22 protein-coding genes and 2 pseudogenes are annotated in these 25416 nt (G+C 61.2%); 13 read left to right on the top strand and 11 right to left on the bottom strand.

Translation table 11 applies throughout. From position 1 onward, the window contains the following. Positions 1–3: 3 nt before the first annotated feature. The 6 genes and pseudogenes from ACWPVA_RS14365 to ACWPVA_RS14340 all read left to right on the top strand — a co-directional run. Entirely contained in the window at positions 4–810 is an 807-nt protein-coding gene (locus ACWPVA_RS14365) for an ABC transporter permease (protein WP_454288329.1), read from the top strand. 10 nt (positions 811–820) lie between these two features. Continuing rightward, on the top strand, positions 821–1522 hold the full coding sequence (locus ACWPVA_RS14360; protein ID WP_454288328.1) for a cysteine hydrolase family protein: 702 nt from the start codon (positions 821–823) through the stop codon (positions 1520–1522). 65 nt (positions 1523–1587) lie between these two features. Further along, positions 1588–2265, top strand: a complete 678-nt coding sequence (locus ACWPVA_RS14355; RefSeq protein ID WP_454288327.1) for an adenosylcobinamide amidohydrolase — start codon at positions 1588–1590, stop codon at positions 2263–2265. Then, a complete protein-coding gene (locus ACWPVA_RS14350) occupies positions 2262–3023 on the top strand; it encodes a DeoR/GlpR family DNA-binding transcription regulator (protein ID WP_454288326.1) in 762 nt (253 codons plus the stop codon). Before ACWPVA_RS14355 ends, ACWPVA_RS14350 begins: the two co-directional genes overlap by 4 nt. 31 nt (positions 3024–3054) lie before the next feature. Next, the gene (locus ACWPVA_RS14345; protein WP_454288325.1) at positions 3055–4161 is read left to right on the top strand and encodes a DmpA family aminopeptidase; all 1107 of its coding nucleotides are present in this window, start codon (positions 3055–3057) and stop codon (positions 4159–4161) included. 115 nt (positions 4162–4276) lie between these two features. After that, positions 4277–4444, top strand: a pseudogene (locus tag ACWPVA_RS14340) (alpha/beta fold hydrolase); the annotation flags it as partial. Between the two features lie 203 nt (positions 4445–4647). Here the strand turns inward: ACWPVA_RS14340 and ACWPVA_RS14335 are convergent. Next, on the bottom strand, positions 4648–5016 hold the full coding sequence (locus ACWPVA_RS14335) for a hypothetical protein (protein WP_454288324.1): 369 nt from the start codon (positions 5014–5016) through the stop codon (positions 4648–4650). A 139-nt stretch (positions 5017–5155) separates the two neighbouring features. On the opposite strand from ACWPVA_RS14335, the gene ACWPVA_RS14330 reads away from it, so the two are divergent. Further along, positions 5156–6709 carry a winged helix-turn-helix domain-containing tetratricopeptide repeat protein gene (locus ACWPVA_RS14330; RefSeq protein WP_454288323.1) on the top strand — a complete coding sequence of 518 codons (1554 nt, stop codon included), beginning with the start codon at positions 5156–5158 and terminating at the stop codon, positions 6707–6709. A gap of 106 nt (positions 6710–6815) precedes the next feature. Continuing rightward, positions 6816–7078, top strand: a pseudogene (locus ACWPVA_RS14325) (ISL3 family transposase); the annotation flags it as partial. Between the two features lie 101 nt (positions 7079–7179). On the opposite strand, the gene ACWPVA_RS14320 reads toward ACWPVA_RS14325, so the two are convergent. From ACWPVA_RS14320 to ACWPVA_RS14300, 5 genes are all read right to left on the bottom strand, one after another. Continuing rightward, positions 7180–8586 carry an FAD-binding oxidoreductase gene (locus tag ACWPVA_RS14320; protein WP_454288322.1) on the bottom strand — a complete coding sequence of 469 codons (1407 nt, stop codon included), beginning with the start codon at positions 8584–8586 and terminating at the stop codon, positions 7180–7182. A gap of 20 nt (positions 8587–8606) precedes the next feature. Further along, on the bottom strand, positions 8607–9509 hold the full coding sequence (locus ACWPVA_RS14315; protein WP_454288321.1) for a 2-hydroxyacid dehydrogenase: 903 nt from the start codon (positions 9507–9509) through the stop codon (positions 8607–8609). Between the two features lie 182 nt (positions 9510–9691). Then, positions 9692–10471 carry a 2-keto-4-pentenoate hydratase gene (locus ACWPVA_RS14310; protein WP_454288320.1) on the bottom strand — a complete coding sequence of 260 codons (780 nt, stop codon included), beginning with the start codon at positions 10469–10471 and terminating at the stop codon, positions 9692–9694. Next, on the bottom strand, positions 10461–11327 hold the full coding sequence (locus tag ACWPVA_RS14305) for an alpha/beta fold hydrolase (protein ID WP_454288319.1): 867 nt from the start codon (positions 11325–11327) through the stop codon (positions 10461–10463). The genes ACWPVA_RS14310 and ACWPVA_RS14305 overlap by 11 nt, the downstream gene beginning before the upstream one ends. A gap of 71 nt (positions 11328–11398) precedes the next feature. Further along, the gene (locus tag ACWPVA_RS14300) at positions 11399–12334 is read right to left on the bottom strand and encodes a 3-carboxyethylcatechol 2,3-dioxygenase (RefSeq protein WP_454288318.1); all 936 of its coding nucleotides are present in this window, start codon (positions 12332–12334) and stop codon (positions 11399–11401) included. Positions 12335–12555: 221 nt separating this feature from the next. On the opposite strand from ACWPVA_RS14300, the gene ACWPVA_RS14295 reads away from it, so the two are divergent. Beyond that, complete coding sequence (locus ACWPVA_RS14295) at positions 12556–13419, top strand: IclR family transcriptional regulator domain-containing protein (protein ID WP_454289599.1); 864 nt, start codon at positions 12556–12558, stop codon at positions 13417–13419. A gap of 170 nt (positions 13420–13589) precedes the next feature. Here the strand turns inward: ACWPVA_RS14295 and ACWPVA_RS14290 are convergent, their stop codons facing one another. The 3 genes from ACWPVA_RS14290 to dctP all read right to left on the bottom strand — a co-directional run bounded on the left by ACWPVA_RS14290 (position 13590) and on the right by dctP (position 17294). Continuing rightward, positions 13590–14345, bottom strand: coding sequence for an SDR family NAD(P)-dependent oxidoreductase (locus ACWPVA_RS14290; RefSeq protein ID WP_454288317.1), 756 nt, complete (start codon positions 14343–14345; stop codon positions 13590–13592). A 1-nt stretch (position 14346) separates the two neighbouring features. Continuing rightward, on the bottom strand, positions 14347–16200 hold the full coding sequence (locus ACWPVA_RS14285) for a TRAP transporter large permease (RefSeq protein WP_454288316.1): 1854 nt from the start codon (positions 16198–16200) through the stop codon (positions 14347–14349). 68 nt (positions 16201–16268) lie between these two features. After that, positions 16269–17294 (bottom strand): TRAP transporter substrate-binding protein DctP, encoded by a 1026-nt coding sequence (gene dctP / locus ACWPVA_RS14280; RefSeq protein WP_454288315.1) that lies wholly within the window; start codon positions 17292–17294, stop codon positions 16269–16271. Between the two features lie 471 nt (positions 17295–17765). Here dctP and ACWPVA_RS14275 point away from each other — a divergent pair, with 471 nt between their 5' ends. Together ACWPVA_RS14275 and ACWPVA_RS14270 are read left to right on the top strand one after the other, a co-directional pair. After that, positions 17766–19208, top strand: a complete 1443-nt coding sequence (locus ACWPVA_RS14275; protein WP_454288314.1) for a patatin-like phospholipase family protein — start codon at positions 17766–17768, stop codon at positions 19206–19208. A gap of 13 nt (positions 19209–19221) precedes the next feature. Continuing rightward, entirely contained in the window at positions 19222–19980 is a 759-nt protein-coding gene (locus ACWPVA_RS14270; protein ID WP_454288313.1) for a bestrophin-like domain, read from the top strand. A 142-nt stretch (positions 19981–20122) separates the two neighbouring features. On the opposite strand, the gene ACWPVA_RS14265 is transcribed toward ACWPVA_RS14270, so the two are convergent. After that, a protein-coding gene (locus tag ACWPVA_RS14265; RefSeq protein ID WP_454288312.1) for an IS3 family transposase occupies positions 20123–21249 on the bottom strand; the annotation gives its coding sequence in 2 pieces (ribosomal slippage) (positions 20123–21009 and positions 21009–21249; 1128 coding nt in all). 1098 nt (positions 21250–22347) lie between these two features. Further along, positions 22348–23103, bottom strand: a complete 756-nt coding sequence (locus ACWPVA_RS14260; RefSeq protein ID WP_454288311.1) for a DeoR/GlpR family DNA-binding transcription regulator — start codon at positions 23101–23103, stop codon at positions 22348–22350. A gap of 282 nt (positions 23104–23385) precedes the next feature. Here ACWPVA_RS14260 and ACWPVA_RS14255 point away from each other — a divergent pair, with 282 nt between their 5' ends. Both ACWPVA_RS14255 and ACWPVA_RS14250 read left to right on the top strand, forming a co-directional pair. Then, complete coding sequence (locus tag ACWPVA_RS14255) at positions 23386–24306, top strand: ABC transporter substrate-binding protein (RefSeq protein ID WP_454289598.1); 921 nt, start codon at positions 23386–23388, stop codon at positions 24304–24306. 87 nt (positions 24307–24393) lie between these two features. Continuing rightward, entirely contained in the window at positions 24394–25410 is a 1017-nt protein-coding gene (locus ACWPVA_RS14250) for a quaternary amine ABC transporter ATP-binding protein (protein WP_454288310.1), read from the top strand. Positions 25411–25416: the final 6 nt, after the last annotated feature.

The raw sequence follows: 25416 nt of genomic DNA, 5'->3' as shown, positions 1-25416 counted from the left end.
GACATGGAAACCCGCTCGCAAATCCGCGCCCGCGCCTTCGTCAAGCTCTGGACCGCCTTCGTCGTTCTCGCCATCTACCTGCCGATCGTCTGCGGCGCGCTGGCCGGCCTGTCGAAAGGACGCTACTTCGCCTTCCCGATCCGCGTCTTCTCGACCGAATGGTGGGGCAAGACGCTGGCCTCATACGAAATCCAGACGCTGGTACAGAACTCGCTGCTGATCGCCTTCATCGTCACGCTGGTCTCGGTGGTCTTCGCCTTCTTCGGGGCGCTCGCCTTCGCCCGTTACGACTGGAAGGGCCGCAAGCTGTTCCAGAAGGCGATCCTTCTGCCCGTCTTCTTTCCGCAGCCGGTGCTGGGGCTGGCCCTTCTGCTCTGGTTCAATGCACTCGGCATCAATCCGAGCTGGCAGACCGCCGTCGTCGCCCATCTCGTCTGGATCGTGCCGGTCGTCACCCTGGTCATAGCCATCCAGGTCTACTCCTTCGACCCGACACTCGAAGAGGCCGCCCGCGACCTTGGCGCCAGCCGCTGGTTCATCCTGCGCGAAATCACCCTGCCGATCCTCTGGCCGGGCATCTGGTCGGGCGCGCTCTTCGCCTTCCTGCTCTCCTGGGGCAATTTCCCGCTGTCGCTCTATACCGCGGGCGTCGACTCGACGATCCCGAAATGGCTCTACTCGAAGATGGTCGCCGGCTATTCGCCGATGGTGCCGGCGCTCGGCACCATGAGCACGCTTTCGGCTGCCGCCCTGTTGCTTGCCGGCGGACTTGTCATCATGCTGGTGCGTCGCCGCCAGGCGGAAGCATGAGGATCATCGCATGAGCTGGAAGACCGAACGCCGTTCCTTCTACTACCAGGGCGCACCGGAGCCTGAGGATCCGGTGCTCGAAAGGGGCAAGGTGGCGCTGCTCGTCATCGACATGCAGAACACCTATCTCGATCGCCCGGACCCTGCGACCCTGTCGGCCAGCGACCTTGCCCGCTATCACGCCTGGACACCGTTCCACGAGCGCATGCATGGCACCGTCATCCCCAACAATCAGCGCCTTCTGGAGCGTTTCCGGGCGCTCGGTCTCGACGTGCTCTTTGCCCGCATCGCCTGCCAGCGCACGGATGGCCGCGACCGCTCGCTCAGCCAGAAGAAGCCCGGCTGGAACAACCTGCTGCTGCCGAAGGACGAGGAGGCCTCGCAGATCCTGTCACAGATCGCGCCGCTCGGCGGCGAGATCGTCGTCACCAAGACGACCGACAGCGCGCTGACCGGCACCAACCTGCGGCTCATGCTTGCCAACATGGGCATCACCCACGTTGTGTGCACCGGCATCTTCACCGATCAGTGCGTCTCCTCGACCGTGCGCAGCCTCGCCGACGAAAGCTTCGACGTAATCGTTGTCGATGACGCCTGCGCGGCAGGCTCGATGGATTTGCATGTAAGCGAGCTCGAGCGCATCCACATGATCTACGCCAATGTCATGAACACCGACGAGCTGGTGGGCTATCTGCCGCCCGCGCAAGGATGAGACAGTCGGGGATGGCATACGGCCGAGACTTGTTCAGCTTCGCCCTTCCTGACACTACTTGGCCAATGAAAGCGCCCGAAATCCTCTGTGTCGACAAGACCCTTGCCGTCCGCTTCGCCGCGGAACAGGCCGTGCTCAGTTGGTCCCTGACGCGGCCGGGCTTTGTCCGCGCCGACGCCGTCGCCTGGCTCGAAGTGTCAGAAACGGACCTGCCGATCGGCGTCGATCCGGCGGCCCTGCTCAGCGACCGGCTGACGGCGGCGGGCTACGGCGATGCGGTGCAGATGATGACATCGCGCGACGTGACAAAACACCATCAGGCCGTCCGGCAAAGCGGCGAAGCGACCGGCTTCTGTCTGGCGACCGTCGGCCTTGCCAACGCCGGCCGCGTCGGCGCGGACACGCCCCTTTCCGGGCGGACAGGCACGATCAATCTCGTTGCCCATATCGATCAGCCGCTCGACGAGGCGGGCCTGATCGAGGCCCTGTCGATCGCCACCGAGGCGCGCACCGCAGCGGTGATCGATCTCAACTGGACCAGGGACGGTCTCGTGGTCACCGGCACGGGAACCGACTGCATCGCCGTCGCCTGCCCGGTCGCCGATCGGCGCCAGACCTATGCCGGGCTTCACACCGATGTCGGCCGGGCGATCGGCGGCGCGGTCTACGACGCGGTGCTCGCCGGCGGGCGGGAATGGGTGAACGAAAAGACGGACGGACGGCAGGGGAGCAAGCGGCGATGAAGAAACCGAAGAGCGTGCGCCAGGAGCGCATCCTGACCGAACTCAACCAGGCGCCGAGCCTGCGCGTGGCCGAACTCGCCCGAAGGCTCGATGTCTCGACCGAGACCATCCGCCGCGACCTCGACGAGATGACCGAGCAGGGCCTGCTCAACCGTACCTATGGCGGCGCCGTGCGCTCGCTTTCGACCGAGCCATCGGTCACCGAGCGCCACACCCTCTTCGTCACCGAGCGCGAGCGGATTGCCAGGGCGGCGGTGCAGATCCTCAAGGGCGCGCAGGTGCTGATGATAGGCTCGGGCTCGACGACGGTGCACACGGCCCGGCGCATCGCGGTGGAGATGAAGAACATCACCGTGCTCACCCATTCCTTCGGCGTGGCCACCGTGCTCTCCATCAATCCGACCATCAAGGTCGTCATGCTGCCCGGCGACTATCACGCCACCGAGGGCGCGACCGTCGGCGCCCATGCAGTGTCGTTCCTCAATTCCTTCTACGCCGACTTTGCCATCCTCGGCGCCAGCGGGCTCGGTCCCGACGGCCCTTCGGATGCGCTTCTCGAATGCGGCGCGGTCTATACCGCCATGGTTTCCCGTGCCGCGCGCACCGTCGTCGTCGCCGACCATTCCAAGCACGACCGGCTGTTCCCTGCACGCTATGCGCCTTGGCGCGACATCGCCCATGTCGTCACCGACCAGGCGCCGGGCGACGAACTGAAAGAAAGCCTGGACAGCAACGGCGTGAAGCTCACGGTGTGCTGAGAGAAGACGGGTTGCCAATGGAAGCGACGCCATGACCGACGACACGACCGCACCCGGCAGAAAGCGCGCCCGCGATTTCGGCATTGCCTTCGACGGCACGCCCGGTGCGCTCAACGCCATTACCGACGTCGCCGGTCTCCATGTCGGCTTCTCGACCATCCGCGAGGAAACGCCCCGGCCCGGCCGCAAGCTGCCGGTGCGCACCGGCGTCACCGCCATCCTGCCGCATGCCACGGCCGATGAACCCGTTCCCGTCTTTGCCGGCATTCATCGCTTCAACGGCAATGGCGAGATGACCGGATCGCACTGGATCGAGGACGGCGGCTATTTCGTCGGTCCGGTGCTCATCACCAATACCCACAGCGTCGGCATCACCCATCACGGCGCGGTGCGCTGGATGATCGACCGATATGCCGCGACCTACGAAGGCGACGAGCATCTGTGGATCATGCCGGTGGTGGCCGAAACCTATGACGGGCTGCTCAACGACATCAACGGCCAGCATGTGACCGTCGATCATGTCTTTGCGGCACTGAACGGCGCGAAACCCGGCCCGGTCGCGGAAGGCAATGTCGGCGGCGGCGCAGGCATGATCGCCTACGGCTTCAAGGGCGGCACCGGCACCGCCTCGCGACGGATCGCACTCGACGGCGAGCCTTACACGGTCGCTGCCCTGGTGCAGGCCAATCACGGCCAGCGCGACTGGCTGACGATCGGCGGCGCGCCGGTCGGCAAACTGCTGAAGCAGAACGATCCCGGCCTTTCCGAGCGCGGCTCGATCATCGTGGTGATCGCCACCGACCTGCCGCTCGCGCCCCACCAGTTGCAGAAGCTCGCCCGGCGCGGCGCCATCGGCATCGGCCGCAACGGCACCATCGGCGGCAACAATTCCGGCGACATCTTCCTCGCCTTCTCGACCGCCAATCCCCATCCAATGCGCCACAAGGCCGGCCCGGTGTTAACTCTCGAAATGGTCAACGACGAGATCCTCGATCCTACCTATAGCGCCGCAGTCCAATGCATCGAAGAAGCCGTCGTGAACGCCATGATTGCCGCCGAAACCACCGGGGGAACTCCGCACGATCGCTATCGCATCGAGGCAATCGATGGCCGGGAAGTCGCGCGACTGCTTCTGTAAGTGCGCTGATCCCCAAAAACGGGTGGTAATTGGGTCTCAGTTCATGATCGGTAACGCAATTCTTGACTCCGCTCTCACGTGATTGCTGAACGCGGCCGACAATGGGAAGAAGCGCATCTCGGGGCGCCATGACGAGGCAACGCCGTTGGTGGTCGCCCCCTATGTCGAGAATATCCCCGGCTGTCGCTGGGTGGTCTTTGAGCAATCGAGCCACATGCCCCACGTGGAGGAAAAGGAGCTCTGCCTGCAAACCGTCTCGGAATTCCTCAAGGAATACGATTGAGGCAACACCGACAGAGTGAGCGGTCCGATATCAACACCGGCCGGGACGATACTGCTGACCCGAATTGCGGCGGTATCGCCACAGTCCCGGGGATGCTGGCAAACAGTCTGCCACGCCCCTGCGTTGTGCCTACTATCATCTTGTCCATTGCTTCTCCCCGTTTTCTTGATCAGCCCCAGTACATTCGCGCGAATGACATCCGCTCAGTGTTGGTGTTCGGGCGGCGCGAACAGGATCAGCTCCACCCGATCGCCACCATCGACATAGGCGTCATGCCCTGGGGGTATTTCAAAGAAATCACCGGTGCTTATGTGCGTCTCGATGCCGGTGTCGATCATGCGGACGACGAGCTTTCCGGAAATACAGTAGCCCGTGTGTCGCATCGGGCAGGCGTCGGGCGAGCCAAGCAACGGTTTCTCGTCGGCCTCCCAGGTCCAGCCGGGCTCGAAAATCGCGTGCATCCCCGCACTGCCGTCGGCCATCTTGAGAATTGAGATGCCCCCACGCTCCTTCATATCGAGGCGTTGATCAGGCGTTTCGAACCGTCTTATCTCTATCGCGTTTTCTTGCATCGTTTGCTCCACTTCTGCTTGAGTCCTGCCATGGTTGAGACAGTTGTACCCGCTGATCTTGTGGCATCTGCTTCGAGCAAGCTTGACGGAGTTCTGAAGATTTCCTGTAGAATCCGGGTTTTCTGCTGTATGTTGTCGCATGGCTTGGTCATTCGGCGACTTTCGACTTGATGCGGATCGATTTCAGCTATGCTGTGGAGATGAGCCGGTACGGCTTGAGCCACAGGTGCTTTCCCTGCTCATTTATCTTGTCCGAAACCGTGACCACATGGTCACCAAGGACGAGATTGTCGCCGCTGTCTGGCAAGGTGAGGCAGTCTCGGACGCCAGCATATCCAGTCGCATCCGCTCAGCCCGCAAGGCCCTCGGCGACGACGGTACGCAACAGGCCATGATACGCACAATTCACGGCCGAGGGTTCCGCTTCATTCCCGAGGTACTGACGACTTCACCACTCTTGCATGCGACTCCAGGGGATATGGTCCACCGGCCATCCTGTCGTCCCGGCGAGCGTCCCTCGATCGCTGTTCTGCCCTTTCAGCGGCTTGGCGTGGTGCCGGAACTCGCCATACTTGGCGACGCGATCCCGCACGAAATCATCGAGGCATTGTCGCGCCTTCGATGGCTTGCCGTCATCGCCCGGGGATCGACCTTTCGCTTCCGACAGGTCGCCGCAGATGTTGATCTTGTATCGACAGCACTTGCAGCGCGCTACGTCCTGTCCGGGGCCATCGAAAATACCGGTCGTAACATCGCGGTGACCCTTGAGCTGACCGACGCCAGCTCGCGCGAGATCATCTGGGCAGACAGGCTTGCGGCTGCCGTTGATGCGGCTCCCGATCTGAGGGCGCGAATTGTGGCGCACCTGGTGTCGGCGCTTGAGGTGCACATACCCGACAACGAGGCGCGCATCGCACGATTGCGCGATCCGGCCGGACTGGACGCCTGGGCGAACTACCACATCGGTCTCGGTCATCTTTATCGGTTCACGGAAACCGACACTGCGTTGGCGAAATGCTGCTTCGAACGAGCTGTTACGGCGGATGCCCAATTCGCGCGCGCCCATGCGGGCCTGTCTTTCACCAGCTTTGTGGAAGCGTTCCTGCATTTGACGCCGGATCCGGCATTGGCTGCACGCAACGCGCGGCAGCATGCCGAGCGGAGTTTGGAGTTGGACCCCCTCGACCCCTTTGCGAACTTCACCATGGGGCGCACATTTTGGCTGTCCGACGAGCCCGATATCGCCGCCGAATGGTTGGCACGCGCGACGACACTAAATCCGAACTATGCGCAAGGCTTCTACGCCGCCGGTTTCACGGCAATGATTGCAGGAAATGCGCCTGGCGCACACGCCGCGTTAAACACCTCGCTGCATCTGAGTCCGCTCGACCCGCTGCTCTATGGCATTCACGGTGTTCGGGCGCTGATGCTGATCCAGCAAGAGGACTATGAGGCCGCAGCCGCCTGGGCCGACCGCGCGGCTACCACGCCCGGCGCACATTATCTCATTGCCATGATTGCACTTGTCGCGAACGGCTTGGCCGAGCGTCATGAACAGGCGGCCCGCTGGCGACAGAAAGTCCGCCGTCTCAAGCCAGATGCAAATTCGGCGCACTACTTTAGCGCATTTTCGACGCGAGATATGGCATCGCGTGAGCGTATTGCGACAGAATTGCGCCGCCAGGGCTTTTGATCCTGTATCTTCCATTGGTGTCTGAACGGCGCAGGTGCGAAGTGCTTCAGAGCTCGCCGAGTAGCGGCTTTAACCTATTCCTGTTATCGGACGAACAGCTGCTCGAGGTCATTCTTCACAGATCACGACTGACTTGCCGATTCAAGGACACGCCGTGGAGGTCAAGCGCGCACTGAGCCGCTGGCGATATGCGCATCGTTCATGTTTACTCCAGACGTTCACGGAATGCCTGACGACAGTTGTCTCCGCTTATTCGCAACAGACGACGAGGGTAGTCGAGATTGTCAATTTGCTGGCGCAAGCACGGGCGGCCGTCCTGGGGAGCGCAGCGACAACTCCATCCTGCGGCAGCTGAAGCGGGATGCCGCGGCGGTCGGACCTGAATTGCCGATGGCACGTATACTCCCTCCACACCACTCGAGTAAGGAAGAACCCCATTACGAGCCAAGCGACAGGAAGATAAGGCCAGATCACGCGTCCCTGGCGACGACCTTTCCGGGATTGAAACGGTTTTGAGGATCAATGCCGCGCTTGATACGCCGCATCAGTTCGCTCTTCACCGGATTGCCATAGGCTGCGTTCAGGCTAAGCTTTGCCTGACCGATACCGTATTCGGCGCTGAAGGTGCCGCCCATCTCCCTTGTCAGCCTGTAGATTGATGGCGACAATTCCGTCTCGATCCATTCCTTGGTCACAACGGGATTATCGGGTGCGGGCAAAACGTTGAAGTGCACGTTGCCGTCGCCGACATGACCATAGACCGAAAGACGCGCTCCACACCCTCGCTCAAGCACGATCGCCGATGCTCGCTCTATGAAATCGGCGATACGTGACGGACGCACCGCGACATCGTGCTTCACGGAACCGCCGGACAGCACCTCGCCCTCGGGAATGCTTTCGCGTAAATCCATCAGCGCTAGACGCTGGGTATCGCTGGCGGCGATTGCCCCATCCGTCAACAGCCCCTCTTCCATGAAGTCCCCAACGAGTGCCTCGAAAACATGCTCGAGCGGCATGGCGCTTGTGCCTGTTGCCACCTCGACCAAAAGATAGTGTGGGCTTTTGCGTTCTAGCGGCAGGCGCAATTCCGACCGCGTCGACAGCAGCCTGTCCATCGCGTCGTGACCGATATACTCGAAGATCCTCACACCGTCGCCGGTCGCAGCCTGGACGCGATCCAGCATGGACGGCACGCTCTCGAGACAGGGACAGGCAAGAAACGCGGTCATTGACTTTTCAGCAAGGCGGCGCATGCGCAGGGTCGCGGCCGTGATCAGCCCGAGCGTTCCCTCTGCGCCGATGAAAAGCTGATCCACGGCATAGCCCGAATTGTCCTTGCGCAACGGCTCCAGCGTATCCAGAACCTGGCCATCGGAAAGGACAACTTCGAGCCCAAGCACGAGGTCCCGTGTCACGCCTGCACCGATAACGTTCATGCCTCCGGCATTCGTCGAAATATTGCCGCCGATCTGGCAACTTCCCTTCGCCCCAAGGGACAGTGGGCACTCAAGCCCGACGGAGGCAACGGCATCCTGCAGGCTTGAGAGGATCACGCCGGCCTCCACCGTAACCGAGCGGTTCAATCTGTCGATCTCACGTATGCGGTTCATTCTTTCGAAGGACAAAATGACCTGGCTGCCGCTACCGTCCGGCGTCGCGGCGGCGCAATAGGATGTATTTCCGCCCTGCGGCACGATCGACACACCATGCTTGGCGCAAAGACGCACACAGGACACCACCTCTTCGGTTGAACGCGGGCGCAGCACGGCCATGGCCCTGCCTGTATACTTGCGGCGGAAATCGGTGAGATAGCGTTCCATGACATCGGCATCGATGATGGCGACGCCCTCGGGCAGTTCGTTCAGGAAGTCGGACATGACCGATGCAGCTCCGGTTATCAGATGATGGCGCTCAGAAGAGGCTTGCCTGCAAAATGCGCGGCAAGATTGTCAACGACCTGCTGGTCCATCGCATCCCGGCTTTCCACGGTACCCGATGCGTGGTGCGGCATGAGCGTGACATTCGCAAGGGCAAGAAGACGCGGATCCGGCGCGGGTTCCGAGGCGAAGACATCCAGCCCGGCAGCAGCAAGGCCGCCTGTGGAAAGCGCCGCGATCAGCGCTTCCTCGTCTACCACGCTGCCTCGCGAAATATTCACAAGAACACCATCCGGCCCCAGCGCGCCGATCACTTGCGCATCGATCAGATTGCGCGTGGACGGCCCGCCGGACACGATAACGATCAACGCGTCGGCCCAGCTTGAGAGGGCGAGAAGATCAGGCTCGAACCGGGCCGTGACCGCGGGCTGCGGCGAGCGGGCGAAATAAGCGACCTCCTGCCCGAAGACAAGGGCACGCGGGACGATGCGCCGACCTATCACCCCCATGCCAACGATACCGAGTTTCTTGCCTGCATTCGAACGGGCGAGCGGCATCATGCCTTGCCGTTCCCATTCGCCCGACCGCACCCAGCGGTCGCCAGCCAGCAATTGTCGCCGCGCCGCCATCAGCAGCAGCATGCCCATATCGGCGACGTCCTCGCAGGCAGTCAGCGATCCGGTGGTGAACCGGATGCCGCGCGCGCGCACGAAATCACTGTCGATCTCCTCGTAACCGGCAGCGGCGCTGGCAACGATTTCGAGCGACGGCATCCGTTCCAGTTCGCGCTGCCCAAAGGCAACGCCGCCGCTAATGACCACGCCGCGTATGCGCGACCCCACATCCAGGAGCAGCTCGCGGGCCGCCTCGGGCGCCAGCCCGTCATACCGGTGCAAAACATAATCCCGCTCCAGTTGCGCCATCTGGCGAGGGCGCGGTGGAACGACTACGAGAAGTTCAGGCTTCATCGCATTCCTTCGTGTCAAAGAGCACCACCGCTGCGTCCACCAAAGCGTGGCCTACGTGGTGACGCGATTTTTCGATGAGAACAGGATGGTCGCTGTCTTGGCCCGCGACCATCCACGCACAAGGCCGGGGTCGGCCGTTAGCGAGCGCCAAAGGCGATGGCGGTCTCGCCGAAGCCTTCGATGCGGGCCGTGAAACGAGCCTCCGGACGGGCGGCTACCATGGGACCAAGCGCGCCGGACAGCACCACATCACCTTCAGCCAGTGGTCGCTCGACGCAAGCCATGGTGCGGGCCAACCACAAAACCGCGTTCAACGGCGAGCCAAGGCAGGCGCGGCCTGTGCCCTGACTGACGATCTCGTCACCACAGGTCATCTCCATGCGACAATCGAGAAGATCGGTTCCCGACAGCCGTCGCGCCGAAGGGCCAAGGGTGAAGAAGGCGGAGGATGCATTGTCGGCGACGGTATCCACGAAGCGAATATCCCAGTCCGCTATGCGCGAACCGACAATCTCGATCGATGGAACCACATATTCCACCGCGCGAAGAACCTCGGCCATCGAACAGTCCGCATGTGGCAGTTCCCGGTTCAGAATGAAGGCAAGCTCGGCTTCCACCTTCCATTGCGCGCCCTGCGACCAGGGCAGCTCGGCGCCGTGGTTCATGTCCATGTCGGCGAAGAGCATGCCGTAGTCGGGTTGGTCGACACCCAACTGCTTCTGAACGGCCGGATTGGTGAGGCCGATCTTGCGGCCAACCAACCGCCCGCCTGATGCAATGCGCAGGCGCGTGTTGATCTCCTGAACCTCATAGGCCTCGCTGGCGGTGGTGATTCTGTCGCGCACCGGAGCAATCGGCCGGCCATCGGATTCGGCCGCACGCAGGGCGGCGGCAATTGCTTCAAGTTCACTCGGCACGAAGAAACTCCAGATGAATCCGGTTGAACAATGGTGCATCCTCGAATTGGGGCCAGTGCCCACATTCGTTCATCACGACAAACTTCGCACCCGGAATGGAGGACGCAATGTTTCGACCTTCCTCCGGGGTGGCGGTCGGATCGTGCGAGGTCCAGAGCACCAGCGTGGGCGCCTTGATATGCAACGTCTGCTCGGGCGTGAACATGTTGCGGCGGCGAATTTCCATTTCCTGAAGGCAGAGAATTTCCGGCATGACCGCCTTCAGCGCGGGCTGCGCATATATGGCGCGGCGGGTTTCCACCAGATCGTCATTCACCTTGCACTTATCGTGCATCAGGAATTCCAGACGCTGGCGGATACGCTCCGGATTGGGGTCATTGACCGCCTCCATGGACAGCGTCTTCAGGCGGTTCATCACTTCCGGGTGAGCGGTCCAGCCTCCGGACGTGTTCAGAACCAGCTTCTCGACACGTTCAGGATGATGGATGGCGATATAGGCTGCGACCCAGCCGCCAAGCGATTCCCCGGAAATCGACGCGCGCTTGCGGCCAAGCGCATCCATGACCTTCAGCACATGGGCTGCATAGTCGCCGATCTCGTAACCTTTCGCAGGCTTATCGGTCCAGCCATGACCGATCAGATCGATGGCGACCGTGTGGAAATGCTCGCCATGCGCGCCGAGATTGCGGCTGTAAGCCTCGGCATGGCCGCCCGTGCCATGCAGCAGCAGCAGAAGCGGCTTGTCGGGCGAGCCAGAGGCAATGAACCGGGTGCGGATACCCCCTGCATCGAGAAAACCTTGCGAGAATGAAACGCCGGTCAGGTCGCTCCAAACGGAATTGTGGAATTCGGACATCATCTATTCCTGTAATGGATTGGGAAGTGTGCCGCCCACCCTGGCAGGTGGCGACGGTGCGGCGTCGCGGTTCAGCCCGGACGGGCCGTCATGATGCCCATGCCGGTGATCCACTCATCAATCGGCTCATAGAAGAGCTCCTCGCCCCGGTATCCCGCACCCATGGCGGCCAGAGCCGCAACCCAGCTGCGTACCTCATGGCCACCGCGACCGCCCGTACGGGTAATTAGCTCATCCGGGCTTTCGTCCAGAACGGAAAGATTGCCCGCCACAAGAGCCGCCATCAGGCGACGGTCCCATTCTGGATTGAGCGGCAGGATTTCGGACTTTCCGGCAGCAAGTGCCGGCCCCTCGGCCATTGCCCTGCTCTGGCGGGCATGACGCTGGGCATGGCTGAGCGCATTGCCCTCAATAAGCTGCCGGCGCACAGCGGCCGGAGACGTCATGATGTTGGGAATGGGCGGATCATGCGACAGTCCGCCAGAACCGATGATCAGCACCCGCTCACCGGCCTCTTCTCTTGCCCAGTGACCGATAGCGCGGCCAAGCGCGCGGACCCGTTCCCAGGTTGGGCGTGGCGCCATGGCGCAGTTCACAAAAACGGGAATGATCGCGGGTACGTCAAGATGCGCGGTCAGATATTCATAGGGCTGCATCGCGCCATGATCCACATCCATCTGGTATGAAATGGCAGTGTCCACGCCCTGATCGAGAACGGAACGGGCGAGCGACAGCGCGCGCACTTCCGGTATGTCCAACGCCCCGACAGCTGTGCCGAAGTCGCCGATCGACTTGCCCGCGATACCGACACAGAACGACGGCAGCAGGTTGTAGAAAAAGCCGTTGACGTGGTCAGGATAAATGATCACCACCAAATCGGGCCGCGTCTCTTTGACGAACTGCGCGGCCGTATCCACAGCCGCATTGAAGCGAGCCTCGACGCCGGAATCCGCCCGGTTCCGGTCGATCAGCGGACTGTGCGACATGCACACTGATCCAACAAGCATTCCTTCCTCCCTTACCGATAGTGCCTTGCGGGCGAACACATCTTCGCACCGGACACGCCGCCGTGCATCTCGCAGCGGCTTGATTTTGCAGATGTTTCAACTTCCTCAAAACCACACTCATCCTCAAGCGCAGAGTCTCTGAAGTTCGTTAGGCGAACAGAGCGCCGATGCGACCGCCGCAAACGGTCGGGCGCGCTGACCTGTAGGCGGCGGACTTGACCGTGATCCGGTTAGACGCCAAGTATCCCGATCAGCTCCGGCCTCCGGTCGATCGAGGTTCATGTATGCAAATCACTCCAGATGAGAGTTACCGTCCAGTCGAGGCCATCGCTCGCGGCCTGACCGTGCTCGAGGCGTTAAGCGACACGGGGTGGGCCTCGATAAGCGAGCTCAGGGACATGACGGGTATAGACCGCAGTTCGCTTTACCGGATCGCCGAGACACTGATCCGGCTGGGCTACGTCACCCGGCGCGAGGACGATCGGCTTCTCGCGCTCACATCGAAGGCGCATCGTCTCGGTGAAGGACTGAAGACCGACGACCTGGTAGCGCAGGCCGTTGCGCCGCATATGCGGGCGCTCACGGCGAAGATCCTCTGGCCGAGCGATTTCGCCAGCTTCCATCTCGGGGCCGTACGCATACGCCATTCAACCCACAGGCTAAGCCCGATGTCGGTTCACAGTCGCATGGTCGGCAAGGAGCGTTCGCTGATGTATTCCTCGCTTGGCAAGGCGATACTGAGTGCAATGTCGGAGGAGGAAATCCGTCAGGCAAGCCTTATCCTGCGGACCAAGAATCCCCGGGAGGCGGACATGATTGCCAATCCTGAGCGCGTCGCGAAGGCAGCACAGGAAGTATACCGGCTCGGTTATGCGTTGTCGGTTGGGCAAAGCCAGGAAAACATCAGCGCCATCGCCGTGCCGCTGCATGCAGGCGGAAGGCTCTATGGCGCAGTGAATATCATCTTCTTCCGTTCATCCGCGACGCCGGCCGAGATCGCCGAGCGGCATCTCGATGATCTCAGGGCATGCGCCGCAGCCGCGGCGGTGGACATAGCCGCGCTGCCGCCGCAACTTCAGATTTAGCCACCGGCTGCTCGGGGACAAGCCTGACCAGGTCGAAAGCGGCACCCCCTGTGAAGTGCACCTCGGTACCAGCGGGCAGGACGGCATCGTAGTTCCGCTGCATCGACTGGCGATAGAGCGGATAATTGTCCAGGTCGACGCTGGACTGATGCCAGCTCTTCATGAAACCCTCAGAGCATATGGTAGCCGCCATTCACGTCCAGCGTCGCGCCGGTCATGTAGGCGGCCTGATCGGAAACCAGCCAGGCAATGGCATTGGCCATTTCATCCGCTGTGCCGATGCGCCCGAGTGGGACGGCCTTATTGGCTTCCTCGTCCTGTGCCGGATCGAGACCGGCGCGCAACATAGGTGTATCCACCAGTCCAGGCGCCACGCAATTGACAGTGATGGCGCGGGGCGCGAGTTCCCGCGCCAGTCCCTTGACGAGGGACTGAATTGCGCCCTTGGATGTGCTGTAGACCACCGCCGAGCGCATACCGCCAAGCCGTGCCGCCGAGGAGGAAAGCAGAACGACCCGCCCGTCTCCTCTTTCGACACGGTCGGCCCTGAGAGAATATTCCCGGCTGAGCCAAAGCGCCCCCAAGACGTTGATATCCATGACGCGCCGGATGACATCCGATGACGTATCGGCCATGCCCAGCATGCCGCCGCCTGGCTTCATTGGCGATATCGCCGCTGTGTTGACAAGGACTGCCACCGGCCCCAATGCCGCTTCCACGGCATCGAAGAGTGTCGTCACCGAGGCTTCATCAGCGATATCGACCGGGAACGCGCAAGCGCCAGTCTCCGTGGCAACGCCTGCCAACGCCGCCTGGTCCCGATCGGCGACGGCGAGGCGGAACCCGTCCCGCGCCAGCCGCCGCGCTGTCGCGGCGCCGATACCGCTTGCGGCGCCGACAACAAGGGCAACTCTTTTTTCCGGCATGTCACAATACCCCTGGCAGCCAAAGCGAGATTATCGGGAAGAGGATCAGTAGCAGGAGTTGAACCACATCTGCCATGAGGAAGGGAACCGTACCGCGGAAGATGGTGGAAAGCGGCACCTCGCGCGCGATGACCGATTGCATGACGAACACATTCATCCCGATTGGTGGCGTGATCATGCCGATTTCGACCAGTGACAGCATGACGATGCCCCACCAGATCAAATCGTATCCCATCGCGGTAATCAGCGGAATGATGAAAGGCGCCGTAACGAGAACCGCCGCCATCGTATCGAACACGCTACCCAGGATCAGGTACATGATGACAATGCACAGCAGTATCAACCAGTAGGGGGTCGTGTTCAGATCGACCACAGTCAACACAGTCGTGGTGATGTCCGTCATCGTCAGATAGGCGGCAAACATGTTTGCCCCGGCGACGACGACATAGATCGCGGCCGAGTTGACCGCCGCCTCGGCGAGGCTGTTCCAAAAACCGCGCAGCGTGAACTCAGGGCTGAAGAGAGCAAAGACCAGCGCCAGAACTGCACCGACTGCCGCCGCTTCCTGTGTGGTGAAGACCCCGCCGTAAAGCCCCGAAAGGACCAGGGTGAATAATAGGATCGGACGCCATGCAGCGAGAAGGGCGCGCAAAAACATCCTTGTGTCGAAGCCCGACGGCGCGGGCGAAAGCTCCGGGCGCAGACGAATGCTGATCATAATCGCCACGACATAGAGCGCCGCCGCCAGCAGCCCCGGTATCAACGCGGCCATGAAGGCATCGAGGATCGAGACCTCGACCAGAACGCAATAGATGATCAGGACCACCGACGGCGGAATCAACGCTCCCAGCGTTCCGCCTGCGGCCAGAGAACCGGTGGCCAGCGCCGTGTCGTAGCCGCGCGCCTTCATTTCGCCAAAGGCGACCTTGCCAAACGTGGCGGTGGTGGCGATAGAAGACCCTGAAATGGCTCCGAAGGCGGCACAGCCGAGAATGCTGGCCACCGGCAACCCGCCGCGAAGCCCCGCGGTCAAGGCGCTTGCGGCGCTGAAAATATCGCGGGCCATCCCTGCGCGCACAGCGAATGCCCCCATCAGCATGAAAAGCGGGATCGCCGAAAGGCTGGTGGAAGAAAATGCCTTGATCGCTTCGTTGCCGACGACCGCAAAAGCCTGTCGCGAACCTATATCGACCAGCAGGAAGACAAAGCCTGAAAGTCCGAGCCCTATACCGATCGGCTGACCGCCAAGTAGCAGAAGGTAAAGCGTAACGAAGGCAGCCGTCGCCCGCCAGCCGGGACCGAGATCACCGGATGCAACCTGCCAGATAAGAAGACCAGCGATCAGGACGATGAGAGAGAAAGAAACAACGGCGCGCAGCACCTGCCGGCGCGGCGCCTCAAGCAATGCGCCTAAACTGCGCAACGTTTGCCATGCCAGCGCCAATGTGGCGAAGACCAGCGCAAAACTCGTGACATACCAGAAGGGGGCGACGGGCACTTCCAGCAGGCTCGTCGTCTCGTGAAATTCAACAGCATCGACGCCGCGCAGATAAATCTGCCAAGCGACGAGCGACAGGAATATCATTTCCAGGACCGCCGCGAACAGTCCCAGCACGCGCGCGTCACCCATTCGAGGCAGGAATAGATCGAGTGTAAGATTGCGGCGCTGAAGGAAGGCGGGTGCCACGCTCATGGCGACAATCACGGCCATGAGCAAACTGGACAGTTCATAAATGCCGCGAACGGAGAAACCATCGACAAGTTTGCGTCCGCCGACATCCACCACTGTTGCCACAGCCAGCAACATCAGGCCGACCATGGCCGCATACATCAAACCCGACGACAATTTCGTCATGCCAAACCTCCCGAAAAACGTCTGGCTCCGGGATTTCTCCCGGAGCCATTCAGTTGCGACGCCGCCGCTCATGATTTGGCAAACTCCTCGACGCTCTTTCGGAAGAGGTCAAGTACCTGCTGGCCGTTCGGCGTCGCTTCAATCCAGGCGGCTCGCATGGGTTCGAGGAAGGCATGCGCTTCGGCGACGGCGGCCGCATCCGGTACATGGATGGCATGATTGCTCATCTTGTCCACTTCTGCCCGCAACCTGGCGTTCTCGCCATCCAGCTTCTCAGCCCAATGCGCGTTGAAGACGGGGCCGGAATGCGCCTTGATCGCCGCCTTGGCGGGCTCGGGAAGATCCGCAAATGTATCCTTGTTTAGCGTCAGGAAGCAGGGAGAAGAGCCGAGTGGCACATCAACATGATAACGAACGAACTCCATGATCCCCCATGTCTGCAGGGCATTCCAGTCGTTCATCGAACCGGTGAGCGTGTTCTTTGAAAGGCTTTCGGCGATATCAGAGGCGGGAAGGGAAACAGGGATGGCGCCGAACGCCTCCCACATGCGCGCAGCGGCAGCACCCCCGGCGCGCACGCGCTCGCCTTTGAGGTCCGCGGGCATGCGGAAGTCCTTGGTAGCATGCGCAAGCTGGATACCGGAGGACATCACAGCCATGATCTCGACGCCCTTGAAGCCATCGAGTAGACCGGCCTCGTAGGTTGACCAGAGACCCGCCGAGGCGGCAGCACAACTGGGCGCCTCGAAGGGCAGTTCGCACACCGTGGCAGCCACGAAGCGGCCCGGCGTATAACTGGTAACACCCCATCCCAGATCGGCGACGCCCTTGCGCACGGCGTCATAGACATCCGCTGCAGCCGCAAGCGAACCGCCGTCATACATATCGATCTTCAGCGTGCCTTCAGAAGCGGCCTCGATCTTGTCGAACCACGGACGGAAGATGTCGGTCGACATGAAGGCGTTGGGGCCGGCGAAATTGGCAAAGCGCAGATTTGTAACGCGTGCGGCATGTAGCACGGCAGGAGCCGAAATCGTCATGGCGCCGGCTGCCAGCGTAGTGCCAAGGAAATGTCTTCTGGTGAACTTGGTCATGTAATCCTCCCTGAGGTCCGCGTATCTTGCAGCGGGTGTGCGGCTATCCGCTCGTTGTCGGAAATGGCTGTCAGCCAGATAGCGACCTCCTATCGTACCCGTTGACGCGTAACTGGTAGTTCAGTCTTCCAAACCCGCCAAGATCAGGATGTTGAATTGTTCGCTCAGCGAACAATACCTTGCATCAGGTTTTTCCTCACCCTATGCGGCGCCGAGGGAGCATGCGTGCCCTGGAGTATCCTTTTCGATCAAGGGGGTCTTGGCGTCCATTTACGGCAATAATCAAGATCGCAGAACTCATCTTGCAGTTCGTGAAGTCCGTCTCCGACCGCCTGCCGAACGAAACTTTCCAGCCCTCTCAAGGGCGGCTTGCACCTTGACGTTTCGGGACAGGAACGAAACGAAAGGATTTGTTAGCAGGTTTGACATCACTACAATGGGTGGCCTTTGAGTTCTCGCGGGGGGAGAAACGTGACCGGGTTGAAGTCTATTTGTGCATTGATTGCCTCGTTGGCGTGTCTCTACGGCTGCGCGGCCAAGGATGTCGGTCCCATCAACCTTGCCGGTTCGGATGCTCCGCCGCCCACGCCGAGATTCATAGCCGACGGCGGCGACGATGGATCCACCGTCGTCGCACTCGCGTTTTCGGGCGGCGGCATGCGGGCATCGGCATTTTCCTATGGCGTATTGACCGCGCTGGACGACATCGTCGTCGATGAAGTCCCCTATCGCCGCTCGATGGTCGACAACATCAGAATGATCTCCGGAGTATCGGGCGGTTCTGTGGTCGCGGCCTATTTCGGTTACAAGGGACGAGACGGATATCGTGATCTGGACCGGCGGTTCCTCTATCAGGACCCGGAAGCCACGATGCGAACCAGCATGATGTCGCCGATCACGCTGTCTCGTGCGCTGTCCGGCGGCGTGAACGATCGCAGCACATTTGCACGCTGGCTCGATAACAATCTTTTCGACGAGGCCGACCTTTCCAGCTTCAGATGGCCAAATGCACCGACGGTCTGGATCAATGCCTCCGACATCTACAATCGGACGCCGTTTCTGTTCACATACGACACCTTTGCCGCGCTCTGCAGCGACCTGGACAAGGTTCGCATCTCCGACGCCGTCGCCGCATCGGCGGCATTTCCGGTGGTGTTCAGCCCGGTCGTTCTGCAGACGAAACGGGCGCAATGCCACTATGAGCGACCGCAATGGCTGACACGGGCGCTTGCGGACCCGCGTCATTCAATCCGCCTGCGGGCCTATGCCGAGGCGCTGAACGCCTATCAGAATGAATCCGATCTGAACTATGTCAGACTGCTGGACGGCGGGCTGACGGACAATCTCGGCATTACCGGCTTTGTGCTCGAACGTGCCGCAGCCGACAGCCCGCATGGTCCATTGTCGGCGGAAGAGGCCGTGAAGTTGCGCCATTTCATCTTCGTGATTGCCGATGCCGGACGTGGCCAGACCGAGACATGGGGTCGCAACATGAACAATCTCCCCATCGGACCGCTCCTTAAGGCGGCAACCGACACAAGCATGTCGGCAGCCTTGCGCGATGAAATCGACGCGCTGCGTCAGGCAGTGTCGATATGGCGGGACCAACTCGTCAGATACCGCTGCAGCCTGTCGCTCGAGAAAGTCAGGCGGATTTGCGGAACGACGGCCGGCTGGAACTGTCGCGACGTCAACGCGATGGTCGAGCATCTCTCCTTTGCCGGCGTCGACCCGGAAACCACGCGGGATCTCAACTTGATCCCGACACGCCTGACCCTGGAAACCGCGCAGGTGGACCGGCTGGTGGCGGCTGGGCGCAAGGTTGTCGCAGGCAATGATCGCCTGACTGCGGCCGTAACCAATATCCGCAAGCATGCGGGTGTCGCACATAGTCCGCTCATTGTTCAACACTGACCGGAGAAGCGTCGTGCAACACATTCTGCTGCTTCCGAAACCGCTGCTTCTCCTGACGACGATCCTCTTCGTCGGCTCATGTCTGGTCGTTGCTCTTTTCGTGTTCAGATGGGGGCCCCGAGCATTGGGTCCGGGCGACAGGTACGTTCCGGTTCCCGCCTTCATGGGCGTGGTCGCAACCGCCTGGGCGCTCTCGCTGGGCTTTGCGGCCTCCGACCTGTGGAGCCTCGGCAACAGGGCCGACCAGGTCATTGCTGCGGAACGGTCGTCAGTGATGAGGCTGCTCGGAGTGGCGGCACCATCGGCGCTCGACATCCCTCAACTGCATGACAGCGTCACCCGTTATGTGCGTCTTGTGAAAGACACTGAAGGCGTTGGCCACCGGGGCGCCGCGTTCGGCGATCCGCGCGTCGATGCCGCGGTCCAGGATATCCGAATGACTGTTCTGAGGACCGTGGGATCCACCATTCCTGCGGCCGTCGGGGCAAAGATCGTCAGCGACTTCGACGAGCTTCAGGATGCGCGCAATGCGCGGCTCGGCATCAATGTCAGCCTGATCGACCCATCGAAATGGTATCTGCTGCTGTCGTTCACCTTCCTGACCATGGTCACGGTCGCCATTCTGCATATCGACCGCCCAGCGGCCGGGAGACTCGCATGCACGATCTTCTCGATTACTGCACTCGCCGGATTGTGGATCCTGGTGATCCATGTCGATCCATTCTCCAACATTCCCGCTGACTACCTCTCCCACGGCCTCACCATCTTTTGAGAGCCGGTGGACTGGCGATTGTCCGTCGTCGAAGAAGCCGCCAAGTTCGAAGCCGAGCGCTCATCCGGACCAATGGAAGGTTGAGGAGAGACTGGGGGATGTGTCGAGTTGAATAGCCCCGCGTTTGGTAGACACCCTCGGGTTACGTTTTCTGCTGCTCTTCGAACTCGACAGGTGACAGTATTCCGTTTCTGACATGTTTGGGTTTCGGGTTGTAGAACATCTCGATGTAATCGAATACGTCCTGCCTGGCTTCGTCTCGTGACCGATAGACTTTTCGCCGTATCCGCTCGCGCTTCAGCAGATTGAAGAAGCTTTCGGCTACAGCGTTATCATGGCAATTACCGCGTCGGCTCATCGAGTGAACCAGATTGTGGTGCTTTAGGAAGGATGCCCAGTCCATGCTGGTGAATTGCGATCCCTGATCCGAATGCACCAGAACCTTTTCCTTTGGCTTTCGTCTCCAGACAGCCATCAGCAACGCCTGCAGCACGACATCCGTTGTCTGTCGGCTCTGCATCGACCAGCCGATGACGCGGCGGGAATAGAGATCGATCACCACCGCGAGATAGGCGAAGCCTTCGTTGGTTCGGATGTAGGTGATGTCGGTGACCCAGGCTTTGTCCGGGTCCGCGACGTCGAATTGCCGATCCAGAGTGCTGTCGATGACAATGGACAGCTTGCCGCCGTAAATTCCAGGACGGCGTTTGTAACCGATCTGAGCCTTTATCCCGGCAATCCGTGTCAGGCGGGCAACCCGGTTGGGGCAGGATGTCTCGCCGTGGTCGAGCAGGTCGTCGTGAAGCGTGCGGTAGCCGTAGACCTTGCCACTTTCCTCCCAGGCTTTCCGCAGAAGACCAATTTGCCGTTCGTCTTCACAAGCCCGCTTGCTCAAGGGTGTCCGCAGCCAAGCGTAAAAGCCGCTGGGATGAATGCGCAAAAGATGGCACATCGTCCGCACCGAAAACCGCTGTTGATGCTTTGCAACGAGCGCGTACTTCACTTTGCATCCTTGGCGAAAAACGCGGTCGCTTTCTTTAGGATGTCGCGCTCCTCGGTGACACGCGCCAGTTCTTTTTTAAGCTGCCTTATCTCGTCGGCCTGGTCGCTGCCCTGATTGCCAGACGCCGAGGAGAACCTCTTCCACTCATAAAGCGAGTGCGGGCTCACACCCAGCCGCTGCGAAACTTCCGCAACCGGATAGCCCCGTTCCGTGATCTGACGCACCGCGTCCCGCTTAAACTCTTCGCTGAAATTCAATTTGCTCATGATGATCTTCTTGCCTCAAAATTAGGAAAGAAGGTGTCTACAAATTCAGGGGCTATTCAGCGGGAGTTCCGCAAGAAGACCCATATCGGTCTTGACGTGCCGAACGATGCCGATGATCAGGAGTGATGACACCGCCCCTTTTGGTGCAGACTTCCGAGGTTTCCTTATGGGATGGCCAGCCCACAGATTCCGGGCTTCCTGCCTCAGGAACAGTCGACGTTAGCGCTCTGAGTTGGACGTCCATATCGGGGGATTTGAAAACGTCGTTTGATCAGTTCTTCTGTATTCCCCCCGTTACTCTATCAAACGGCGTTTGCGAGTGAATCGCTGATCCAGAGCTTTCGTCTCATGGATAACCCTCCGCTTTACTCTCCTTGATGCCGTTGTGCGTTGGGCCTTCTCCGGTCGAAGCACGCCAGCACGGACGTCCTGCGATCTTCGCTGCAAATCAGGATCGTACTTTTAGAAGATGAGCGGCGAATGGTGGGATCTGCCGGGCGTGACGGAAGGCTCACCGCTCAGACCGGCACCCCTTCGGCCGACATCGTTAAAATGCCTGCTTAGCGCGGTGGGGCGCTCACGGAGGGAAGGCAGATGACATAGGTGCATCTCCTTGCGATTGAACTTGCGAAAACGGAGCTTTCAGGTCTGCGCAACAGATCGGGGCGGTACGTGTGTGGATGCCCCCAGCTTGGCAAGAAGATGCCGACCGCATTTGACGCCTTTTGCCTCCTTGCGGCCTTTGATATCCCTCTGGGGTTTAACGGCAGGTACCCGACCGGACAATCTTACCATTCCGACCAATGACGCGAACAGGCGTTATATCCTGCGACACATCGAGCCCTACGAACTGTTCCTTGACTTGCTCCCCGAGTCGGTTGAAACGGCGGCAGCATATCATTGACCGCAGCTATCCCATGGCGGTCCCGGCCTCCCGGTGCTGCGGCTGCGTTATGCCGGGGCCCCTACGGCGGCCCTTATAACGCTCTTGCGGGTGGCGAACGGCTTTCGCGACCTTCGTCCGCTGCAGCTGGTGATGCCCATTTTCATGTTCGTTGCCGGTGCCGGGCGAGGCCCCGGAACTGATGCGACCGCTGCTCAAGCGAGCAGCAGGTCGACGCCGGCGGCGTCGAGGGCGTCTGTGATGTCTTTGGGCGGAAGCTTGTCCGTGGCGATTTCCGTGACGGCGGCAAAGCCGCTGACCAGCACCAGTCCCTCGCGGCCGAACTTCGAGGAATCGGTGATAACGATGGCGCGCTTGCCGCGGCTCAGCACTATGCGGGCGAATTCTGCTTCCTCGAGATCGTAGTCCATGACGCCCCGGCTGTTGACGGCGCCGGCCGAGATGATTGCATGGGTGACGGAAAACCGGCTGGCGAATTCGATCGCCGTCGCTCCGAACGCCGCGCCATTGTCGCTGCGCAACTCTCCGCCGGCCATGTAGACCCTGTTGTCGTTGACGGTCGCGAGCGTCCGGGCGATGTCGGAGGAATTGGTCACCACGGTCAGACGGCGGCGGGACAAAAGCGCGCGGGCGAGAAAGCTCGTCGTCGTGCCGGTGTCCATCATGATGGAATCGCCGTCGCGGATGGTCGCCGCGACCGATTCCGCGATCGCCTTCTTGGCGTCGCTGTTCTCGCGCATGCGCTTCTCGAACGGCGCTTCTCCCGCGACCGACGGCAGCCCGACCGCACCATGCATCTTGATGACCGAGCCGTTCCCGGCCAGCGGCTTTAAGTCGCGCCGCACGGTTTCCAGGGAGACGCCCAACTTGCTTGCCAGTTCGGAAACCGTGATCGTCCCGTCGCGCTGCAGCAGCCGGAAGATGTCGCGGTGTCGTCTCGATGGAGTCATGGGCCAGCCCCTTGAAATGATGGCAAAGCTGATAGCGGAGGCCGGTCGATCCGGCAATCGCTGCATATTCGGTCATAAAAACACAAAATACCACAAAGCAACATTGACATCCGGCGGATGCTGACATGAGATTGACCTGCGCACCGTCGTCACGAGATACGAAAAGTACGGGGAACGACGACCCGGTGCCCAGCCAGTTCCAATCATGTTTCAACGGGCTCTACTGGGAGAACTCGCATGCTCCACCTTACCCAACTGCCAAGAATCGCCGCCACATGCCTGATGCTTGCGAGTGCCGGTCTGGCCGCCCCCGCAATCGCACAGGAATTGACAGACCCAATCAAGCTGACGCTCCACGACTGGACGGGCCAGCTGATCACCACACAGCTAATGGGTGAGGTACTGAAGAAGGCCGGATACTCGGTCGAATATGTCCAGGCCGACTACCTTGCCCAGTTCGCCGGGCTGGAATCCGGCGATCTGCACGTCGCCATGGAGATCTGGGAGACGACGGGCCGCGAGGCGCTGGATGCCGGGACTGCGACCGGCAAGGTCGAAAACCTCGGCGAGACCGGCATGCTCGCCAAGGAGGAATGGTGGTTTCCGGAGTATATGAAGGAGAAATGCCCGGGCCTGCCGAACTGGGAGGCGCTGAAGGACCCTGCCTGCGCGGAAGCCTTCTCGACGGCTGAAACGGCGCCGAAGGGCCGCTATCTCGGCGGCCCCGTCACTTGGGGCGGTTTCGACGAGGAGCGGATCGAAGCGCTCGATCTGCCCTTCGAAGTCGTCCATGCCGGCACGGACGCCGCCCTCTTTGCCGAACTGGAAAGCGCCTACCAGCGCCAGGCGCCGATCGTGTTGTGGATCTATGCCCCGCATTGGGCGCCGGCCAAGTACAAGGGCGAATGGGTCGAGTTCCCGACCTATTCCAAGGAATGCTACGAGGATGCCGCAGCCGGCCTCAATCCCGATGCGACGCATGACTGCGGCAAGCCCTTCGGTCCGATCTGGAAGGTCGGTTGGTCCGGTATGAAGGACAAGTGGCCGGGCGCCTATGCCGCGATCAAGGCCTTCAATATCAACAATGACGAAATGGGTGCGATGATCACCAAGGTCGACCTCGACGGCAAGAAGGTGGACGAAGTGGTCGCCGAGTGGATCGGAGCCAATGAGGCCCGCTGGTCCGGATGGATCAAGAAATAGGCAGCTTGGCCGTCCTCGCCGCTGCGCGGTGAGGGCGGCCGTCTATTCCACGCGTCTCGCCAGCCTCCGCCTTCGACGGGAAAACTCATGCCTGCAGAAGCCAAACTCGTCTGCCGCAATGTCTGGAAGATATTCGGCGCCGGCGCCCGCGAAGCCGTGCGTGCCGCCGATGGATCACCCAGCATCGAGAGCCTTGCCGCCGCCGGACTTGTCGGTGCGGTGCGCGACGTCAACCTGCATGTCGCGACCGGCGAGATCTTCGTCATCATGGGGCTTTCCGGTTCGGGCAAGTCGACGCTGGTGCGCTGCCTTTCCCGGCTGATCGAGCCGACCTCGGGTGAAATCCTCTTCAACGGCGAGGACCTGCTTTCGGCGAGCGAAAGCCGGATGATCGACATCCGCCGCCACCAGATGGGCATGGTGTTCCAGCATTTCGCCCTCTTGCCGCACCTGACCGTGCTTGCCAATGTCGCCTTCCCACTCGAAGTCCAGGGCATCGAACGCAGCGCGCGCGAAGAGCGGGCGCGAAGGATGATCGAGCTGGTCGGCCTTGCCGGCAAGGAAGGCGCCTATCCGCGCGAGCTCTCGGGCGGCCAGCAGCAGCGCGTCGGCATCGCCCGTTCGCTTGCCGTCGAGCCCGAACTCTGGTTCCTCGACGAGCCGTTCTCGGCGCTCGACCCGCTGATCCGCCGCGAGATGCAGGACGAGTTCCTCCGGCTGCAGTCCGTGCTGAAGAAGACCATCGTCTTCATCACCCATGACTTCGACGAGGCGATCCGGCTGGCCGACCGGATCGCGATCATGAAGGACGGCGCGATCGTCCAGTGCGGCACGCCGCAGGAACTGGTGCTCGAGCCGGCCACGGACTATGTCGCCGAGTTCACCCGGAGCGTGGCCCGCGCCAAGGTGGTGAAGGTGGCAGCGATCATGAAACCGTCAGAGGGAGCGGCCGCCACCGTGCGCGTGTCGGCCCGCGCGACCGTCGCCGATATCGCCCCGCTCTTTGCCTCCGCGGGCGAGACGATCACGGTCGTCGACGGGGAGGGGGATCCGGTCGGCATGATCCACCGAGACGATGTCGTCAACCTGATGATGCAGGGGTGAGGGCAT

The organism is Rhizobium arsenicireducens, from assembly GCF_964021225.1.
This window is presented reverse-complemented; position numbering and strand designations above follow the sequence as displayed.

Coding starts and splice junctions, on each gene's coding strand:
- ACWPVA_RS14285 (WP_454288316.1), bottom strand. CDS start 16,200: ATGACGAAATTGTCGTCGGGTTTGATGTATGCGGCCATGGTCGGCCTG.
- ACWPVA_RS14305 (WP_454288319.1), bottom strand. CDS start 11,327: ATGTCCGAATTCCACAATTCCGTTTGGAGCGACCTGACCGGCGTTTCA.
- ACWPVA_RS14300 (WP_454288318.1), bottom strand. CDS start 12,334: ATGCTTGTTGGATCAGTGTGCATGTCGCACAGTCCGCTGATCGACCGG.
- ACWPVA_RS14355 (WP_454288327.1), top strand. CDS start 1,588: ATGAAAGCGCCCGAAATCCTCTGTGTCGACAAGACCCTTGCCGTCCGC.
- dctP (WP_454288315.1), bottom strand. CDS start 17,294: ATGACCAAGTTCACCAGAAGACATTTCCTTGGCACTACGCTGGCAGCC.
- ACWPVA_RS14290 (WP_454288317.1), bottom strand. CDS start 14,345: ATGCCGGAAAAAAGAGTTGCCCTTGTTGTCGGCGCCGCAAGCGGTATC.
- ACWPVA_RS14335 (WP_454288324.1), bottom strand. CDS start 5,016: ATGCAAGAAAACGCGATAGAGATAAGACGGTTCGAAACGCCTGATCAA.
- ACWPVA_RS14315 (WP_454288321.1), bottom strand. CDS start 9,509: ATGGCGCAACTGGAGCGGGATTATGTTTTGCACCGGTATGACGGGCTG.
- ACWPVA_RS14250 (WP_454288310.1), top strand. CDS start 24,394: ATGCCTGCAGAAGCCAAACTCGTCTGCCGCAATGTCTGGAAGATATTC.
- ACWPVA_RS14320 (WP_454288322.1), bottom strand. CDS start 8,586: ATGTCCGACTTCCTGAACGAACTGCCCGAGGGCGTCGCCATCATCGAT.
- ACWPVA_RS14365 (WP_454288329.1), top strand. CDS start 4: ATGGAAACCCGCTCGCAAATCCGCGCCCGCGCCTTCGTCAAGCTCTGG.
- ACWPVA_RS14260 (WP_454288311.1), bottom strand. CDS start 23,103: ATGACTCCATCGAGACGACACCGCGACATCTTCCGGCTGCTGCAGCGC.
- ACWPVA_RS14330 (WP_454288323.1), top strand. CDS start 5,156: ATGGCTTGGTCATTCGGCGACTTTCGACTTGATGCGGATCGATTTCAG.
- ACWPVA_RS14360 (WP_454288328.1), top strand. CDS start 821: ATGAGCTGGAAGACCGAACGCCGTTCCTTCTACTACCAGGGCGCACCG.
- ACWPVA_RS14255 (WP_454289598.1), top strand. CDS start 23,386: ATGCTTGCGAGTGCCGGTCTGGCCGCCCCCGCAATCGCACAGGAATTG.
- ACWPVA_RS14345 (WP_454288325.1), top strand. CDS start 3,055: ATGACCGACGACACGACCGCACCCGGCAGAAAGCGCGCCCGCGATTTC.
- ACWPVA_RS14350 (WP_454288326.1), top strand. CDS start 2,262: ATGAAGAAACCGAAGAGCGTGCGCCAGGAGCGCATCCTGACCGAACTC.